A 16,771-nucleotide genomic window follows, 5' to 3' on the forward strand; every position below is an offset into this window, starting at 1 on the left:
GGCAAGGTCGCCGCGGCCAACGCGTTCCTGTTCGAGCTGCACGGCGGCTCCCTCAAGCCCCTCCAGCTCGAGGGCGACAACGCCATCCTCACCGGCACCACCGTCCACATCAGCGAAGACGCCGCCGGCCTGCTGAACAAGACCTTCGGCACCGACGCCGTCAAGCGCGGCCTCCTCGTCGGCACCGCCACCATCACCGCACAGATCAAGTAACACCTGCCGCAACACCGCACGACGAGCACCACCGCACGACGCGAAGAGTCGCTCCGCCGATCAGGGCGGAGCGGCTCTTCGTCGTTCGCGGTACCGCCCCGGTACCGCTTCTCCCAGTGGCCGAGCCTACGATCGAGCGAATGCCCGCTCCTCGCTCGACCCAGACCGACGACCGACCCGGGCCGGACGACTTCATCCGCGTCCGTGGCGCCCGCGAGAACAACCTGCGCGACGTCGACGTGGACATCCCCCGCGACCGGATCGTCGCGTTCACCGGCGTCTCCGGCTCCGGCAAGTCCTCGCTCGCCTTCGGCACCGTCTTCGCCGAGGCCCAGCGCCGGTTCCTCGAGTCCGTCGCCCCGTACGCGCGGCGGCTGATCGCGCAGGGTTCCACCCCGCACGTCGACTCGATCACCGGACTGCCGCCCGCCGTCGCCCTGCAGCAGCGTCGCGGCGCCCCGAGCTCCCGTTCCACCGTCGGCACCATGACCACGCTGTCGAACTCGATGCGCATGCTCTACTCGCGCGCCGGCACGTACCCGTCCGGCGCCGACCGGCTCGAATCGGACTCCTTCTCGCCGAACACCGTCGCCGGCGCCTGCCCGCGGTGCCACGGCATCGGGACCGCGCACGAGGTCACTGAGGCATCGGCCGTGCACGATCCGTCGCTGAGCATCCGCGACGGCGCGATCACCGCCTGGCCCGGTGCGTGGCAGGGCAAGAACCTGCGCGACGTCACCGCGGTGCTCGGCTACGACATCGAGCGCCCGTGGCGTGAGCTGTCGCGCGAGGACCGTGACTGGCTGCTCTTCACCGAGGAACAGCCCGTCGTGCAGGTGCAGCCGAAGCGCGACCGCGTCGCGAAGCCCTACAAGGGCCGGTTCTGGAGCGCTCGCCAGTTCGTCCTGCACACCCTCGCCGACTCGCAGAGCGAGACCCAGCGCAAGAAGGTGCTGCAGTTCGTCGAGTCCGGCCCGTGCGGGCTCTGCGGCGGCACCGGCCTGACCCGAGCCGCCCTCGCCGTGACGATCGGCGGCCACTCGATCGCCGAGCTGAACGCGCTGCCGCTGACCGGCCTCGCCGACGTCCTGCGCCCGATCGCGGCGATCACGGACGCGGCAGCGGCGACGTCGCGGGCATCGTCCGGCGAGCACACCGAGGTCGCCGTGGCGATCTCCCGCGACCTGCTCACCCGCGTCGAGGTCCTGGTCGGCCTGGGTCTCGGTTACCTCGCGCTCGACCGCGCCACCCCGACGCTCTCCCCCGGCGAGAGTCAGCGGCTGCGGATCGCGACGCAGCTGCGCTCCGGCCTGTTCGGCGTCGTCTACGTGCTCGACGAACCGAGCGCCGGGCTGCACCCTGCCGATGCCGAGTCCCTCGTCGACGTCCTCGACGACCTGCGTGCCGGCGGCAACAGCGTCTTCGTCGTCGAACACGACATGAGCATCGTGCGCCGAGCCGACTGGATCGTCGACGTCGGCCCCCGCGCGGGCACCGGCGGCGGCACCGTCCTGTACAGCGGCCCGGTCGCCGGACTGGCCGAGGTCGAGGCGTCGGTCACCCGGCGCTTCCTGGAGCCCCGGCAGCCGACCGCCGACCGTGCCGTCCGGACCCCGATCGGCACCCTCCAACTCCGCGACCTCACCCTGCACAACCTGCGGGGGCTCGACGTCGACCTGCCGCTCGGTGTCCTCACCGCGGTCACCGGGGTCAGCGGGTCCGGCAAGTCGTCACTCGTCGGTGGCGTGCTGCCCGGCGTCGCGACGTCGCACCCGCTCATCGACCGCGTCGTGCAGGTCGACCAGAAGCCGATCGGCCGGACCCCCCGCTCGAACCTCGCCACCTACACCGGCCTGTTCGACGCGGTCCGGGCCGCCTTCGCCCAGACCGACGAGGCCAAGGCCCGCGGTTGGGGCGCCGGGCGGTTCTCGTTCAACGTCGCCGGCGGCCGGTGCGAGGTCTGCCAGGGCGAGGGGTCGGTGTCCGTCGAACTCCTCTTCCTGCCCGGCAGCTGGGCCCCGTGCCCCGAGTGCCACGGCTCCCGCTACACCGCCGAGACGCTCGAGGTCCGGTGGAACGGGGCGTCCATCGCCGACGTCCTCGGCATGACCGTCGACCAAGCGGCGCCGTTCCTGGCGTCCCTGCCCGCAGCCGGACGCGGACTCGAGACCCTCCGCGAGGTCGGCCTCGGCTACCTGCGACTCGGCCAGCCCGCCCCGGAGCTGTCCGGCGGCGAGGCGCAGCGCATCAAGCTCGCCACGGAACTGCAGCGTGCGCGGACCGGCCACACCCTGTACCTGCTCGATGAGCCCACCACCGGCCTGCACCCGGCCGACGTCGAGCTGCTCACCGCCCAGCTCGCCCGCCTGACCGACGCGGGCAACACGGTCGTCGTGGTGGAGCACGCCATGGACGTCGTCGCGAGCGCCGACCACGTCATCGACATGGGCCCGTCCGGCGGTGTCGAGGGTGGCCAGGTGGTCGCCTCCGGCACGCCCGTCGAGGTCGCCGCCTCGACCACCAGCCGGACCGCCCCGTACCTGCGGGACCAGCTCGGTCGCTGATGCAGAAGTGCCCGCCAGGATCGCTCCTGACGGGCACTTCGTGGCTGCCGCTGGTTACCGCTGGACCGCTTCCGGGGCGTCGTCGCGGAAGAAGTCGCTACCACTGTGCGTGTAGCCGACCTCACCCGTCCGACGCCACTGCTTGCGGACGCGCTTGAAGGTGGTGATGCGTGCAGGTTCGACGTTCTCGTCGCTCGTGTAGGCGCTCATGGCTGATCTCCCTGTGTGATTGGCCGTGGTTCCTTGGCCCCCCGGGATGGAGGCTAGCGAGGGGCTCGGAGGCGAGTTCGCGATCCGTCCCGGAACGTCCGTGGAACGCAATTCCGGCCATGCCGAGAGCCGGATCGCGCCCCTCCGGCACCGGGAGGCTCGTACGCCCCGAACTAGGATCCCCTCATGACCGGCGAGACACCCGACGTCGCGACGTCACTCGCGGCCATCAACGAACGGCTGACAGCGCTCGAGGCGTTGGCAACCGACCGGCGGGGCGACGACGACACCGCGTCCACGTTCTGGGTGCTCGACGGGCTCCGTCGGGCGGAATCGCCGTCCGTCGTGTACGCCGGCCTGGTGCCGACCTCTGACAACCGCCAGACGGAGTGGCAGGTCGGGTCCGCGGTTGGCGATCTGGAAGCGCTGCAGTGGGACTCCCTCGCACCGGGCATGGCGGCACTCGGCCATCCGCTCCGGCTCCGGATCCTCCAACTCGTGCACAACGGCGAGGACCGCGTCGCAGACCTCGCCGCAGCACCGGGCATGGGTACCACGGGACAGATCTACCACCACGTGCACCTCTTGGCAGATGCCGGGTGGCTCGTGCCCGCGGGACGGTCTCGCTACGCGATCCCCGCCGAGCGGATCGTCCCCCTCCTCACGCTCATCGCGATCGTCGCTCCCGTTTGAACAAGTGACGATCTGCCCCTTGCCCTCGGGTGCAGCGCATGGCTAGATTACGGTTCATTCGGATGTTTTCTGAAAATCCGTACATTGCTTGGGGGGCAAGCAGCATGTGCACGTGCGTGGGCACCCCGAGCTCGAACCGCTGAAAACGGCGGAAGGGAAAGCTCGGAGATGAAGAACAGGAATCGCAGGGTCCTCCTCGGTGGAGTGGCCGTAGCCGTGGTGATCGGTGCGGGATCGATCGGAACCTCAGCAGCAACCGCGGCAGACACCGCAGAACGGTCGGTCGTCGCGCAGGCTGCGTCGGTCGGCACGCCAGCCAAGAGCAGTGCTCAGCCTGCTGCACCGGTCGCCGTCGCAACCGCGCTCGCGCGGGGGTTCACCGCTGCCAAGGCTCCGCAGGCGGTCTCGCAGGCAGCACGTCAGGGGTCGTTCCTCCAGGGACTCGGCTTCCTCGCCTCGACGCCCGTGAACGCCGACGCGAGCGCACTGCAGGACGCGTACTTCGACCGTTGAGCAGTCGCCGGGCGGTGAGCATGGAGCTCGCCGCCCGGCCTCCCCAAGGAGACCCCCAATGCCAACTGACCTCGATCAGCCGGAGAACCGCCCTGTGCGCCGCCGCCTGCGCGGTGCTGCGGTCGCGCTGAGCCTCGGAGTGGTCACACTCTTCGTCGGCTCTGCGCTCTTGCTCGCCGGACCGACCACCCCGCTGACGTTCCGGTTCGCCGGTCCCGTGAGCACCGTCATGCTGCCCCACTTCCCGCAGAACTGGAGCCTGTTCGCGCCGGATCCCCTCAGCGAGGAACGTGGGTTCGCCGCACGCTTCCGCTGCGAGGACGGATCAGAGACCAAGTTCGAAGACGTCACGACCGAGGTGATCACGGCGCTGCAACGGCAGCGCGTCTTCCCCAGCAGGGAGTCCCGCATCATCGGGAACGGGATCCTCGAACGGTTCAAGGAAGATCCGATCCTCAAGGACATCCGCGCTGAGGGAGACGAGCGCGTCCTCGATTCCACGACCGCGGAGGAGATAACCGCTGAAGAGACCGAGGCGCAGGAACGGGCCCAGCTGATGCTCGCGAGGTACAGCGTCGGTGTCCGACCGGACGCCTGCGGCGGCGATACGGTCCGGGCGGTCGAGCTGCGTTACGTGTTCCACGTCCTCCCCGGTTGGTCGAGCAGGCGGGACCTCAGCGCAACGGGAGACGTGACGTACTTCGACTCGGGATGGACCCAGCTGTGAGCGCGATCCGAGGAGCACTCGTCCAACTGACCGTCTGGATGACCGCGGCTCCACGAGCAGCCACTGCCCTCGCCGTCCTCCGGATCGTCGTCGGCGTGCTGGCACTCGTCTACTACCTCCGTGACTACGGCCAACGGCACCTCTTCTTCGGTCCGGACGGCGTCTACGGGAGCGATGCCGTCGCCGCGACGACGCGGGAACTCGGCACCTTCAACCTCTACTCGCTGTCCGACTCGCCGGTGTACTTCGAGGTCGTCTTCCACGCTGCGATCCTCGCGGCGGCCGCTGTGACCATCGGCTTCGGCGGCCGCTGGGCGATCGCGGTCCACTACGTGCTCCTCTGGTCCACCTACGGCCAGAACCCGGCGCTGCTGGACGGGGGAGACAACCTGCAGATGATCGTCGTCCCAGCGTTGGTGCTCACCGAGTGCACTTCCCGACTGGGCGTGCACATCCGGCCGCGGGTCAACACACCCGGCCTCGTCCGTTCGACCCTGCACAACACCGGCCTCCTGCTCATCGCCGGTCAGATCTGCGTCGTCTACCTGATGTCCGGCCTCTACAAGGTGCAGGGCCCGCTCTGGCAGGACGGGACGGCGCTCTACTCGATCCTCCGAGTGCCTGACTTCTACTTCCCGGGGGTCACGGAGCTGCTCTTCGCCTCCGACACGCTGCTCGTCCTGGGTGCGTACGGAACCGTTCTCAGCTCGATCGCCTTCCCGGTGCTGATCATCTTCCGACGAGGCCGTCTCCCGGCCGTGCTCATGATGACCGCGTTCCACCTGAGCATCGCGTTCTTCATGGGCTTGACCGCCTTCGCTGCGATCATGGTTGCCTGCGACCTGGTCTTCGTGAGTGGGCACGTCGAGCGTGTGCTCGTCCGAGCGCGTTCATCCATCGGACCGCTCCGCTTCCGCCCCAGCCGGGTGCGGGGTTCGACACCAGTTCCCGACACGACCAGATCAGGAGTACGAGCGTGACCGCTGCGAACCGAGCCGTGATCATCGACGCAGGGGGCGACGTCACCGCCGACCTCGGCGATCGCTACGAAGCGGGCGCGCTGGTGGAGTGGGCGAGCGTGACGAAGACCGTGACCGCCGCCGCCGTACTCGTCCTCCTCGCTGAACGGGACATCCCACGGGACACCCCCGCCCGGGACCTGTTGCCGGACGTCCCCGACGACGCCACCTACACGGTCGACGACTTGATCCGACACCGCTCGGGCCTGCCCCGTGTGCACCAGGGCATGTCGGCCGGGATCGTCGGCGACCCGTACGCGGACGTGTCCGAGGCGGACATCACGCGTGCGCTGCGCCAGACCCCGACGACACCGGGTGAGCGGGACTACTCCAACCTCGGCTACGCGGTGCTCGGTCGGCTGCTCGAGCACGTCGCGCAGGAGGCATGGTCCACGGTCGCCGAGCGGACGGTCCTGGCTCCGCTCGGCATCACCAGCGCCACCCTCGACCCGGCACCCGAACGACGAACCCTGCTCCGGTCGTGGCGGGGCCGCCCCCGTGCACCCTGGACCATCGGATCAGGTCCCTACGCACCGGCCGGCGGGATCTGGTCGACCATGTCCGACCTCCTGCGATTCGGCGTGGGGATCGGACGCATCGAGCCGGACTTCCTGGCGTGGGAGCACCGCGACGGGCTGATCTGGCACAGCGGGCAGACACGGGACGCCGGCGTCTGTCTGCTCCGTCACGGCGACGTCACGATCGCGTCGCACGCCCTCGGCGCAGCGCCCGGAGCTGCCGACCGGCTCGCCGTCCGACGCCTCCGTGCCGTGGGAGTCGTCGCGTGAGCGCCGGCACGCGAGCTGGAGATGTCCTGCAAGTGGCCCTGGAAGACTCCCGGCAGAGCTCGTTCAAGCGTCTGGCCCGGACGACGGCGGCATTGGCCCTGGCCGCGATGGGCGGTGCCGGTGAGGACTTCCTGCCGAGCTTCGACCTGGTCGTCCGCCGTCGTGACGACGGCGCGGAGGTCCTCAGGACGCGAGCCGGAGACGCGGATCAGGCCGAACGGCTCCTCGAGACCGTGGAACGAGACCTGGACGAGAAGGACGTCACGACGTTCGTCAGCGAGTGGCGCGTCATCGAGCGCTGAGGGAGCGCGCGGGCGGACTCAGGAACGCAGGCCGAGCACCAGGTCGTGGACCACGCGCGCTGCGCGTGCCGCGGCGTCGTCCAGGTGCTCACGGAACTCGGCGCCGTCCGGCGCGCAGAGGTCGCTGATGCACCGGACCGACACGAACGGCATGTCGTGCACGTGGGCGAACTGCGCGATCGCGGCCGACTCCATGTCGACCGCGGCCACCTCAGGAAACGCGACCCGGAGTGCGCGGGCACGACCCTCGGTCACGAAGACCTCGCTCGAGCCGATCGTCGCCGACCGCAGCGGCCACGCGATGTCGGCGCCCATCGCGAGCTCGACGAGCCGGGCGTCCGGCGCGTAGCCGGTCGGCATGCCGGGGACCTGGCCGAGGGCGTAGCCGAACGCGGTGGCGTCGGCGTTGAGGTTGACGTACCGGTCGCCGACCACGACGTCACCGATGGCGACACCGTGCATGAGCCCGCCGGCGGTCCCGACGCTGATCACCGGGATACCCGGGCCGAAGTCGTGGAAGCCGTGGGCGACCGCGGCCGTGGCGTTCGTGAAGCCGATGCCGCTGCGGCGCACGACGACCGTGGCGCCGCCGATGTCGAGCAGCTGGTGCGGGTCGTGGCCACCGACGGGGCCGTCGAGGACGGGGACACCGCCGAACAGGTCGGCGAAGGCCGAGACCTCTTCGCTCATGGCCGCGATGATGATCGCGACGGGTTGCTGCTGCACTGATCGATCCTCCCACGCCGGGCGCGCGCGGACGTGCAGGTCGGATCGTCGAAGGTGCTAGCGGCGGGGGTCCTGGCGGGCCAGCTCGTCGGCGACGAAGGCGGCGAGCGCGTCGGCGCCGAAGTGGTCGTCGGCGGTGATGGTGACGACGGTGCCGGAGTCGTTGCTCGCCTCGGTCTCGTCGAACAGCAGCATCTGACCGTACGCACCGTGCAGCCGCCAGAGTCGACCGGGGCCACCCCACCCGGCCATCGCGTACCGCTCGTAGCCGGGGCCGGTCCCCTCGCGCTCGACCCAGTCGGTGTGCATCGCGTCGCACCACCGCGCGCTGACGATCCGCTGTCCGTCGACGACCCCGCGGTCGCGGATCAGGCGTCCGATGCGGGCGAGCTCCTCGGTGCGGAGCGACAGTCCCTCGCCGCCGGCGACGAACCCGTTCGGGCAGCGTTGCCACTCGACGTCCTGGATGCCGAGCGGCGCGAACAGTCGCTCGGTGACGAACGCGCCGACGTCGCCGACCCGGGTCTCGAGCACGCGCATCGCCGTGTAGGTGCTGGCGTTCGCGTACTGGAACACCCGGCCGCGGGACGGTCGCCGCAGGAACTCGGCCGCCAGGTCCGGCCAGTCCGTCAGCTCGGTCGCCGACCAGGGCATGTCGATCCCGCTGGTCATGGTGAGCAGGTGGCGGAGGGTCAGCCGGTCGACGCCGCCGCCGAGCGCGAGCCCGGTCTCCGTACCGAGGCCGGTGCCGACCAGGGACGTCGCGATCGGTTCGTCGACGTCGACCAGGCCGTCGTCGGCCGCGATGCCGGTGGCCAGGACGCAGACGCCCTTCGCGGCGGAGTGGATCTCGCGTCGGACGTCGGGGGTCCAGCGGTGCTCGGCGACGTCGTCCGCGGTGCTCTCGGCGCCCGGAGCCGCAGTCCGCGTGCGCACGTGGATGCCGTGTGCGGCGAACCCGGTGGTGTCGATGTGCCGGACGACGGCGTCGAGGATGGTCGCGGCGGTGTGCACACCCCCATCCTCTCGTGGCCGAGCAGCTGCGGGCACGGGCAGGGGCCGCCGCGTACCGTCCGGCTCGTGTCCGACGAACAGCCCCGCCGCCCCGATCCCACCCGCGTCGGCGACCAGCCCGCACTCCGGACGGCGTCGGGCTCGAACTGGCTCGTGTGGGGAGCCGTCACGGCCGTGATCGTCGCCGCGGTGATGGTGCTCATGGCGATCCGTGCGCCGGCGATCGGCTGGCCGGCGCTCGTGCTCGTCGTCGTGTTGTTCGTGACGATGGTCGTGGTGCGGGCCGCCGTCCGGCCGCAGCGCACCCGACTCGTCACCCTGGCCCTGCTCGACCTCGGCATCGTGGTCGTCGGACTGGTGGCGACCCTGGCGGTCCTGTACTCGTCGCCGGTCGGCTGATGCCGTGATGGCATGTTGATAACGGTTCTCACTAAGATGGTGTGCAGCGACCACACCACGGTGGCCGTTCCATCGACGCAGCCGCAGCTGCTGGGAAGACCGACCCCATGCCAGCACCACACCCCACCGAGACCCTCGACGCCCTCGTGGTCGGAGCCGGACCGGCAGGCGTCGGCACCGGCCTGGCACTCCACGCCGTCGACGGCCTGCTGTTCGGCGTCGTCGAACGCGGCGTCGTCGGAGACACGTTCCGTCGGTGGCCGGAGCACCAGCGGTTCCTGACGCCGTCCTTCACCGGCAACGGGTTCGGGGCCACCGACCTCAACGCGGTCCACCCGCGCACCTCACCCGCCTACAGCCTGGGGACCGACTACCCCTCTGGGCCCGAGTACGCCCGGTACCTGCGTGGCGTCGTCACGGCCTTCCACCTGCCGACCCTGCTCGACACCGAGGTCGAGCGCATCGAGCCGGACGACGACGGCTTCCGCGTGACCACGAGCCGCGGCCCCGTCATCACCCGGAACGTAGTCTGGGCCGGCGGCGAGTTCTCCGACCCGATCCTGCCCCGCTGCGCCGGCACCTCGCTCGGGGTGCACGCGTCCGCCGAGGCAGCCTGGGTGGCGCGGTCCGGACACGTGGTGGTCGTGGGTGGCTTCGAGTCCGGCATCGACCTGGCGTGCCACCACGTCGAACAGGGGGCGACGGTGACGGTCGTCGACCCGTCCCACCCCTGGGACGCCGGCAGCGGGTCGGACCCGTCGTTCCGCCTCGCCCCGCGGACCCGTCAACGGCTCGCGGCCGCACGGGCCAGTGGACGCCTCACCCTGGTCGACGACGGCCAGGTCACCGGCGTCAAACGATCCGGAGAGGGGTTCACCGTCGGCGTCGCCGGACGGACCGCCCTGGTGGCGGACGCGCCACCGATCCTCGCCACCGGGTACGGCCCGGGGCTCGGGCCGGCCGCGAGCCTGTTCGACACCCGCGCGGACGGCTGGCCGCTGCTCACCGAGGACGACGAGTCGACCACCACGCCCGGACTCTTCCTGGCCGGCACCGCGCTCCGGCACGGCGCACTGCAGTTCTGCTTCGTCTACAAGTTCCGGCAGCGGTTCGCCCACGTCGCCCGCGTCATCGGCGAACGAGCAGGGCGCGACTGCGGTGCCCTGCAAGAGTGGGACGACGCCGGGATGCTCACCGACGACCTGAGCTGCTGTGGTGTCGAATGCGCGTGCTGATGCCGGCACAGCGGCCTGCCCGCCCCGCCGGTGCACGACTCTGGGCCACCCCCGCGATCGTCGGCGGCGCCATCCTGGTCGGATCGGTGATCGGCGGCGCCTCACCCTCGGCCGGCGACGCGATGGGGTCGGTGGTGGACGCGTTGGTGATCACCCTGGTCGTCGCCCTGTTCGTCGACGTCCCCCTGCACCGCCTGCCACGGACGCCCGGCGCCTGGAAGGTCATCGGCATCGCCTGGAGCATGAACTTCCTGCTCGCCCCGCTCGTCGCGTTCCTGCTCACGCGCGTGGCCCTGCCCGGACACCCGGCAGTCCAGCTCGGCGTGATGCTGTACTTCCTGGCGCCCTGCACCGATTGGTTCCTGGCGTTCACCCGACTGAGCGACGGCGACACCGCCGTTGGGGCGACCCTGCTGCCGATCAACATGGTCACCCAGCTGCTGCTGTTCCCGGTGTGGATCACGGTCCTGGGCGGCAACGTCGGCATCGACGCCGTGGGCACCATCGGCACCCTGCTGCAGTGGTTCGTCCTGCCCGCCGCGATCGCCGTGGTGATCCGCCTCGGGATCTCGCTCCTGCCGGACGGCGCTCGAGCCCGCGCCGCCGCCCTGCCCGGCCGCGCGGTCCCCTGGATCGTGGGCGCGATGGTCGACGGGCTCTTCGCCTCGCACATCGGGCTGCTGCTGGCGAACCTGCCGGTGTTCGTCGCCGTGCTGGGGTGCGCGGTGGTCTTCTTCGCCGTCACGTTCATCGCAGCCGAGTGGGCGTCACGCCTCGCCGCCCTGTCGTACCCGCGGTCGGCGCTGCTCGCGATGACGACGGCGGCCCGCAACGCACCCCTGATGATCGGGCTGACGAGCGCCGCACTCCCCCACCAGCCACTGGTCACCACGGCGATCGTCGTCGGCATGCTCGTCGAGTTCCCGCACCTGCTCGCGGTCCGCCACCTGCTGCTGCGTCGGCGACGTGGTCAGCACGCCGGGCGACGTCTGCGCGGCACCGCCGCATGGGGGCACCCGTGACGCACCGGGTCCGACTCGTCGTCGTCCCGACCGAGCGGCGGGTGATCGAGACCGAGCACGACGACCGGCGGACGGCGCTCCTGCTGGCGCTGGGCCAGGTGCCGCTCGGGTACACGGTCACCGACGTCGACGTGCTGCCGGAGCACGGGGACACCGAGTCCGACCCCGCGGAGCCGGGCCGACGCTGAGCCGGCCGTCAGCGGCGGACGAGCACCCCGGCGACGAGTCGGAGCAGCAGGGCGACCACGCCGACCACGGCGATGCCGACCGACACGACCGTCGCCATCAGCAGTCGAAGGCCGTCCGGCACGGCCGTCTCGTCGGACGTGGGGAGGAACGCCGTCGCGACGAACACGCAGCCCGCGGCGATCAGGAACAACACCCCGATGATCGTCACGGCCCGCAGCGCGGCCGGCGCCGGTTCGTGGTCACCCGGTCGAGCCGGACGAGCCCTGGCCCCCTCGGTCTCCCAGTCCGCCAGTTCCGTCATGGTGGTCCCCCTTCGTCGGGACGATCGTAGGGCCCGGACCGGCCCCGACGCCGCTGGTGCGGCCCGAGACGGTCACGACGCCGGACGGGAGGCCCGTGGCGGGCCCGCCCCGCGCCTCCAGTCCGGTGTCGGTCGCGACCAGTGCACGTGGCCGGCTACGCGCTGTCGGTCACCGTCGGCTGCGCCTGCCGCAGCCCGGTGACCAGGAGGGTCACGATCGTCCGGACGTCGTAGTCGGGGTCCTGGGGGCTCCACGCCACCAGGTCGCCGACGGCCCGGAGCAGCTGGTACGGCGGGGTCGGCGCGGCCACCTCGCCGGACGCCCGCGCGGCGTCGAGCAGCCGGCCGAGCACGGGCACGAGCTCGTCGACGAACAGGGTGTGCAGCGCCGTGAAGCCGTCGGCGTCGCCCTCCCAGACGCGCGCCAGACCGTGCTTGGTGCCGAGGAAGTCGACGAACTGGTGCACCCAGCGCAGCAGGGCGGCGAACGGTGTCGGCTCGGAGTCGAGCAGCGCCGGCCCGGCGTCGACCAGGGCCTCGATCTGGTGCCGGTAGACGGCGACGACCAGGTCCGAACGGGTCGGGAAGTGCCGGTAGAGCGTGCCCACCCCGACACCGGCAGCGGTGGCGACCTCGCGCACCGGTGCGCCGACGCCCGAGGCGGCGAAGACCGCGGCAGCGGCGTCGAGGATCGTGCGCTCGTTGCGCTCGACGTCGCGACGGCGACGCGGCGCGGGGTCGGGCGACGGGGTGCTCATGCCTCGATCATCGCACGACACCGACGCGATGCGGAACAGTGCTCCGCTTCCTCTTGCAATCCGGATCAGTGTTCCGTATCGTTCCGGAACGTCGCTCCGTTTCGGACGACGATCGCTCCGACACGGGCGACACGGCTTCCCGGAAAGGCCCCGCATGGCACCCACAGCACCCCGACCACAGGTCATCAGCGTGCGCCCCGTCACACTCCCCGCACCCTCGCGCGGTCAGGACCTCGAGGTCCGGATCACCGCACCGACGACCGGCACCGACCTGCCCGTCATCGTCTTCGCCCACGGCTTCGGCCAGTCCATGACCGGCGGCGACCCCCTGGTCGACCACTGGACCGCGAACGGCTTCGTCGTCGTCCAACCGACCTTCCTCGACGCGAAGGCCTACGGACTGACGCTCGAGGACCCGCGCTACCCGACCATCTGGCGGACGCGCGTCGACGACCTCGAGCGGGTGCTCGACGACCTCGACCAGATCATCGACGCGGTCCCCGGCCTGAGCGGGCGCGTCGACACCGCGCGCATCGCCGCGGTCGGACACTCGTGGGGCGGACAGTCCGTGGGCATGCTGCTCGGGGCCCGCGTCCTGGACGCCGACGGACGACCGGGCGAGGACCGCACCGACCACCGCGTGCGCGCCGGGGTCCTGCTGTCCACCACCGGGATCGCGCGCGGCGACCTCGTGCCGTTCGCGCAGGAGCACTTCGCGTTCATGAGCCCCGACTTCAGCCAGCTGCACACCCCGTCACTGGTCGTCGCCGGCGACCACGACCAGTCCCAGCTCTCGACGCGAGGCCCGGACTGGTTCACCGACGTCTTCCACCTGAGTCCCGGCGCCCGGCACCTGGTGACCGTTCACGGCGGCGAGCACCTGCTCGGCGGGATCCAGGACTACGAGTCGACCGCCACCACGGACGAGAGCCCCGAGCGTGTGGACCTCGTCCGCCACGCCACGACGGCGTTCCTCCGGACCGAGCTCGGCCTCGCCCCCGACGCGTGGTCGGCGGTCGCCGACGCCGTCGGCCCCGCCACCGCCGACGCGGCCAGCCCTGCTGCCGCCGTCGGCCACATCGAATCGAAGGAGTACCACTCGTGATCACCGACCAGCACCCCCTGCCCAGCGGCTTCACCGCCGCGTCCACCGCCGCCGACGTCCTGCACGGCGTCGACCTGACCGGCCGGAACGTCGTCGTGACCGGCGGACACAGCCGCCTCGGCCGCGAGACCAGCCGCGCCCTTGCGGCGGCCGGCGCCGACGTCACCGTCGCCTCCCGCGACGTCGAGCGGGCATCCGCCGCCGTCGCCGAAGTCCCGGTCATCCGCGTCGACGCCCTCGACCTCACCGACCCCTCGTCGGTCGACGCCTTCGCCGCGCGCTGGTCGGCCTCCGGCCGCCCGCTGCACATGCTCGTGAACAGTGCCGCGATGCTCTTCACCCCGGACCGCCGGCTCGACGACCGCGGCAACGAACTGGCGTTCTCGACGACGCACCTGGGGCACTTCCAGCTCACGCGGGCGCTCCTCCCCGCCCTCCTGGAGGCCCGTGGTGCGCGAGTCCTGACCGTCACCTCCGGTGCGGCGCGGTTCGGGCAGATCCGGTGGGACGACCTGACGTTCGCGCACGGGTACGACCCGGTCACCGCGTACGGGCAGTCGAAGCGGGCGAACGTCCTGTTCACGGTGGAGCTCGACCGGCGTTACGCCGACCAGGGCATCCGCGCCTTCGCCGCGCACCCGGGCGTCATCGTCGGACCCGGCCCGCACGACCCGACGGTGCTCGCGTCGTACCGGGAGCAGGGGCTCGTCGACGACCACGGGGTGACCGTCATAGACCCCGAGGTCGGCAAGAAGACCGTCGAGCAGGGCGCAGCCACGCTCGTGTTCGGTGCCGCGAGCCCGCTGCTCGACGGCGTCGGCGGGGTCTACCTGAAGGACAGCGACGTCGCCGTGATCGACGACCGGGTCCTGCCCCTCACCGCGGACCGCATCCCGTCGGACGCGAACTCGGCGATGCTCGACGCCGACGATGCCCGGCGCCTGTGGGAGGTCAGCGAGGGACTCCTGGTCTGATCGCCGTCGGCCGGGGGCCTCATCTGCCCACTGTTCTCGTCGTCCTCGCTACTGTGTGACGGTGCTGACCGTGCGGATCGAGAGCCCCCGACAGGACGACGTCCTGCACCTGCTGCAGCAGGGCGACGACTACGGACTGAGCCTCTACCCGGCCGAGAACTACCACGCCCTCGACGTCGACGACCTGGACCAGCCCGACGTCACGTTCCTGGTGGCGCGCGAGGACGGCACCGCCCTCGGCACGGTGGCGCTCGTCGACGCCGGCGACGGCACCGGTGAGGTCAAGCGCATGTTCGTGAGCGACGCCGCGCGTGGGCTCGGCGTGGGGACGCGGCTGCTCGACGCCCTGCACGACCGGGCCCGCGCGGTCGGCATCGGGACCGTCCGGCTCGAGACCGGCCTGCCGCAGGCCGCGGCCATCGCGCTGTACCGGAAGGCCGGGTACGCGGACATCCCCCGGTTCGGCCCCTACGTCGACGACCCGACGAGCGTGTGCATGGAGCAGCAGCTCGTCTGACCGGTGGTCGGTCCCGACGTAGGATCGCGTGTGAGCTCCGAGCACCCCGAACCCAGCGGCATCGACCCCGACGACCTGACCGTCGCGCTCCGGGTCCTCGAGCAGCTGCCGTCGATCGACGAGACGCACCCGGACTTCATCCGGGTCCGGCAGGCCACCGCGAAGATGTTCAAGGCCGTCAAGCGTGCGCACCGTCTCGAGAAGCGCGGCGTCATCGCCGAGGCCGACCGCCGGGTGATCGCCGCCACCGCCACCGGGGCCGCCGACCGGATCGACGACGAGACCCGCGGCGTCCCGATCAGCGCCTCGACCGCATCGACGACCGCGGGCACGCTGCTGAAGTCACGGCCCTGCTACATGTGCAAGCAGCACTACACGGTCGTCGATGCGTTCTACCACCAGCTCTGCCCGTCGTGCGCTCGTCTGAGCCACGCGAAGCGCGACGCCCGGACGGACCTGACCGGCAAGCGGGCGCTGCTCACGGGCGGTCGCGCGAAGATCGGCATGTACATCGCCCTCCGGCTGCTGCGCGACGGGGCCCACACCACCATCACCACGCGGTTCCCCCGCGACGCGGTGCGCCGGTTCGCGAGCCTGCCCGACTCCGCCGACTGGATGGACCGCCTGAAGGTCGTCGGCATCGACCTGCGTGACCCCGCCCAGGTGATCGGGCTCGCCGAGGACGTCGCCGCGTCCGGCCCCCTCGACATCCTGATCAACAACGCCACGCAGACCGTGCGCCGGTCGACCGGGGCCTACCAGCCGCTGGTCGACGCGGAACTCGCACCGCTGCCCGACGGACCGCTGCCCGAACTCGTGACCTTCGGGCACACGAACGACCAGCACCCGCTGGCGCTCGCCCGCTCGGTGGCCGCGCACCCGATCCTCGCGGCCGCCGCAGCTCGGGCCGACGAGCTGACCGAACAGGCGATGGCGCCGGGATCGAGCTCGCTCGAACGGCTCGCCCTGGGCACCGCCATCGACGCCGGCGGCCTGGTCCCCGACCTGCACGACGAGAACTCGTGGACCCAGCAGGTCGACGAGGTCGACCCGCTCGAGATGCTCGAGGTCCAGCTGGCCAACACCACGGCTCCGTTCATCCTCATCTCGAAGCTCCGCCCCGCGATGGCCGCCAGCACCGGACGCCGCACCTACGTGGTGAACGTCAGCGCCATGGAAGGGGTGTTCGGCCGCGCCTACAAAGGGCCGGGGCACCCGCACACGAACATGGCGAAGGCCGCCGTGAACATGCTCACCCGCACGAGCGCGCAGGAGATGTTCGAGACCGACAACATCCTGATGACGAGCGTCGACACCGGGTGGATCACCGACGAACGGCCGCACCCCACGAAGGTCCGGCTCGCCGAAGAGGGCTTCCACGCGCCGCTCGACCTGGTCGACGGGGCAGCCCGTGTCTACGACCCGATCGTCCGAGGCGAAGCGGGCGAGGACGTGTTCGGTGTCTTCCTGAAGGACTACGCGCCGAGTTCGTGGTGACGAGC

General features: G+C 71.3%; 20 protein-coding genes and 1 pseudogene. 16 read left to right on the top strand and 5 right to left on the bottom strand.

The window, feature by feature from the left end; genetic code table 11:
* Together DEJ01_RS18270 and DEJ01_RS16970 are read left to right on the top strand one after the other, a co-directional pair.
* Window positions 1–213, top strand: a pseudogene (locus DEJ01_RS18270) (hypothetical protein); the annotation flags it as partial.
* A 140-nt stretch (window positions 214–353) separates the two neighbouring features.
* Window positions 354–2,777, top strand: coding sequence for an excinuclease ABC subunit UvrA (locus DEJ01_RS16970; RefSeq protein WP_111093677.1), 2,424 nt, complete (start codon window positions 354–356; stop codon window positions 2,775–2,777).
* 54 nt (window positions 2,778–2,831) lie between these two features.
* On the opposite strand, the gene DEJ01_RS18275 is transcribed toward DEJ01_RS16970, so the two are convergent.
* Complete coding sequence (locus DEJ01_RS18275) at window positions 2,832–2,987, bottom strand: hypothetical protein (RefSeq protein ID WP_155896774.1); 156 nt, start codon at window positions 2,985–2,987, stop codon at window positions 2,832–2,834.
* 186 nt (window positions 2,988–3,173) lie between these two features.
* Here DEJ01_RS18275 and DEJ01_RS16975 point away from each other — a divergent pair, with 186 nt between their 5' ends.
* From DEJ01_RS16975 to DEJ01_RS17000, 6 genes are all read left to right on the top strand, one after another.
* Entirely contained in the window at window positions 3,174–3,680 is a 507-nt protein-coding gene (locus DEJ01_RS16975) for a helix-turn-helix transcriptional regulator (protein ID WP_052481672.1), read from the top strand.
* A 168-nt stretch (window positions 3,681–3,848) separates the two neighbouring features.
* Complete coding sequence (locus DEJ01_RS16980) at window positions 3,849–4,193, top strand: hypothetical protein (RefSeq protein ID WP_146247656.1); 345 nt, start codon at window positions 3,849–3,851, stop codon at window positions 4,191–4,193.
* A 58-nt stretch (window positions 4,194–4,251) separates the two neighbouring features.
* The gene (locus DEJ01_RS16985; RefSeq protein ID WP_111093679.1) at window positions 4,252–4,920 is read left to right on the top strand and encodes a DUF5819 family protein; all 669 of its coding nucleotides are present in this window, start codon (window positions 4,252–4,254) and stop codon (window positions 4,918–4,920) included.
* Complete coding sequence (locus DEJ01_RS16990; protein WP_181438491.1) at window positions 4,917–5,900, top strand: HTTM domain-containing protein; 984 nt, start codon at window positions 4,917–4,919, stop codon at window positions 5,898–5,900. The genes DEJ01_RS16985 and DEJ01_RS16990 overlap by 4 nt, the downstream gene beginning before the upstream one ends.
* Window positions 5,897–6,727 carry a serine hydrolase gene (locus DEJ01_RS16995; protein WP_181438492.1) on the top strand — a complete coding sequence of 277 codons (831 nt, stop codon included), beginning with the start codon at window positions 5,897–5,899 and terminating at the stop codon, window positions 6,725–6,727. The genes DEJ01_RS16990 and DEJ01_RS16995 overlap by 4 nt, the downstream gene beginning before the upstream one ends.
* Before the next feature lie 32 nt (window positions 6,728–6,759).
* A complete protein-coding gene (locus DEJ01_RS17000; protein WP_146247657.1) occupies window positions 6,760–7,029 on the top strand; it encodes a hypothetical protein in 270 nt (89 codons plus the stop codon).
* 18 nt (window positions 7,030–7,047) lie between these two features.
* On the opposite strand, the gene mtnN is transcribed toward DEJ01_RS17000, so the two are convergent.
* Together mtnN and DEJ01_RS17010 are read right to left on the bottom strand one after the other, a co-directional pair.
* Window positions 7,048–7,755, bottom strand: coding sequence for a 5'-methylthioadenosine/S-adenosylhomocysteine nucleosidase (gene mtnN / locus DEJ01_RS17005; protein WP_110864380.1), 708 nt, complete (start codon window positions 7,753–7,755; stop codon window positions 7,048–7,050).
* A gap of 57 nt (window positions 7,756–7,812) precedes the next feature.
* Window positions 7,813–8,769: a serine hydrolase gene (locus DEJ01_RS17010; protein WP_111093682.1), complete on the bottom strand. Its 957-nt coding sequence runs from the start codon at window positions 8,767–8,769 to the stop codon at window positions 7,813–7,815.
* A gap of 66 nt (window positions 8,770–8,835) precedes the next feature.
* On the opposite strand from DEJ01_RS17010, the gene DEJ01_RS17015 reads away from it, so the two are divergent.
* The 4 genes from DEJ01_RS17015 (at window position 8,836) to DEJ01_RS17030 (ending at window position 11,613) form a co-directional block, all read left to right on the top strand.
* A complete protein-coding gene (locus DEJ01_RS17015) occupies window positions 8,836–9,168 on the top strand; it encodes a hypothetical protein (protein WP_146247658.1) in 333 nt (110 codons plus the stop codon).
* Window positions 9,169–9,275: 107 nt separating this feature from the next.
* Entirely contained in the window at window positions 9,276–10,403 is a 1,128-nt protein-coding gene (locus tag DEJ01_RS17020) for an NAD(P)/FAD-dependent oxidoreductase (RefSeq protein WP_181438493.1), read from the top strand.
* A complete protein-coding gene (locus tag DEJ01_RS17025; protein ID WP_181438494.1) occupies window positions 10,403–11,425 on the top strand; it encodes an arsenic resistance protein in 1,023 nt (340 codons plus the stop codon). The genes DEJ01_RS17020 and DEJ01_RS17025 overlap by 1 nt, the downstream gene beginning before the upstream one ends.
* Window positions 11,422–11,613, top strand: a complete 192-nt coding sequence (locus DEJ01_RS17030; RefSeq protein WP_146243421.1) for a hypothetical protein — start codon at window positions 11,422–11,424, stop codon at window positions 11,611–11,613. Before DEJ01_RS17025 ends, DEJ01_RS17030 begins: the two co-directional genes overlap by 4 nt.
* Before the next feature lie 8 nt (window positions 11,614–11,621).
* On the opposite strand, the gene DEJ01_RS17035 is transcribed toward DEJ01_RS17030, so the two are convergent.
* Both DEJ01_RS17035 and DEJ01_RS17040 read right to left on the bottom strand, forming a co-directional pair.
* Window positions 11,622–11,915, bottom strand: a complete 294-nt coding sequence (locus tag DEJ01_RS17035; RefSeq protein ID WP_111055354.1) for a hypothetical protein — start codon at window positions 11,913–11,915, stop codon at window positions 11,622–11,624.
* A 155-nt stretch (window positions 11,916–12,070) separates the two neighbouring features.
* Window positions 12,071–12,673, bottom strand: coding sequence for a TetR/AcrR family transcriptional regulator (locus DEJ01_RS17040; protein ID WP_111093685.1), 603 nt, complete (start codon window positions 12,671–12,673; stop codon window positions 12,071–12,073).
* A gap of 154 nt (window positions 12,674–12,827) precedes the next feature.
* On the opposite strand from DEJ01_RS17040, the gene DEJ01_RS17045 reads away from it, so the two are divergent.
* The 4 genes from DEJ01_RS17045 to DEJ01_RS17060 all read left to right on the top strand — a co-directional run bounded on the left by DEJ01_RS17045 (window position 12,828) and on the right by DEJ01_RS17060 (window position 16,766).
* Complete coding sequence (locus DEJ01_RS17045) at window positions 12,828–13,778, top strand: chlorophyllase (RefSeq protein ID WP_111093686.1); 951 nt, start codon at window positions 12,828–12,830, stop codon at window positions 13,776–13,778.
* On the top strand, window positions 13,775–14,752 hold the full coding sequence (locus DEJ01_RS17050) for an SDR family NAD(P)-dependent oxidoreductase (RefSeq protein ID WP_111093687.1): 978 nt from the start codon (window positions 13,775–13,777) through the stop codon (window positions 14,750–14,752). The genes DEJ01_RS17045 and DEJ01_RS17050 overlap by 4 nt, the downstream gene beginning before the upstream one ends.
* A gap of 61 nt (window positions 14,753–14,813) precedes the next feature.
* Window positions 14,814–15,269: a GNAT family N-acetyltransferase gene (locus tag DEJ01_RS17055; protein WP_111100045.1), complete on the top strand. Its 456-nt coding sequence runs from the start codon at window positions 14,814–14,816 to the stop codon at window positions 15,267–15,269.
* A gap of 30 nt (window positions 15,270–15,299) precedes the next feature.
* Window positions 15,300–16,766 (top strand): SDR family oxidoreductase, encoded by a 1,467-nt coding sequence (locus DEJ01_RS17060; RefSeq protein WP_111093688.1) that lies wholly within the window; start codon window positions 15,300–15,302, stop codon window positions 16,764–16,766.
* Window positions 16,767–16,771: the final 5 nt, after the last annotated feature.

Origin of the sequence: Curtobacterium sp. MCLR17_040 (assembly GCF_003234735.1) — a bacterium.
Classification (GTDB): Bacteria; Actinomycetota; Actinomycetes; order Actinomycetales; family Microbacteriaceae; genus Curtobacterium; species Curtobacterium flaccumfaciens.